We start from the raw sequence: 527 nt of genomic DNA, 5'->3' as shown, positions 1-527 counted from the left end.
AAACCGCACGTAAACGTTGGTACAATCGGCCACGTTGACCACGGTAAAACTACACTAACTGCAGCAATCACTAACGTACTTGCAAAAGTATACGGCGGTGTTGCTAAAGATTTCGCATCAATCGATAACGCTCCAGAAGAGCGCGAACGTGGTATCACTATTTCAACGTCTCACGTTGAATACGATACACCTACACGTCACTACGCACACGTAGATTGTCCTGGTCACGCCGATTATGTTAAAAACATGATCACTGGTGCTGCTCAAATGGACGGCGCGATCTTAGTAGTTGCTGCGACAGATGGCCCTATGCCACAAACGCGTGAGCACATCCTTCTTTCTCGTCAGGTTGGCGTTCCTTACATCATCGTATTCATGAACAAATGTGACATGGTTGATGATGAAGAGCTACTTGAACTAGTAGAAATGGAAGTTCGTGAACTTCTTTCTGAATACGATTTCCCAGGTGATGACTTACCTCTAATCGCTGGTTCTGCGCTTAAAGCGTTAGAAGGCGAGAAAGAGTG

The 527-nt window shown here is 45.7% G+C and carries 1 protein-coding gene; it reads left to right on the top strand.

Annotation, left to right across the window (positions count from 1 at the left end; genetic code table 11):
• On the top strand, window positions 1-527 hold a 527-nt coding region (locus tag H5092_RS20420; protein ID WP_182734877.1), incomplete at both ends, for a GTP-binding protein.

The organism is Pseudoalteromonas sp. SR41-7 (genome assembly GCF_014163935.1).
Taxonomy (GTDB): Bacteria; Pseudomonadota; Gammaproteobacteria; order Enterobacterales; family Alteromonadaceae; genus Pseudoalteromonas; species Pseudoalteromonas distincta.
This window is presented reverse-complemented; position numbering and strand designations above follow the sequence as displayed.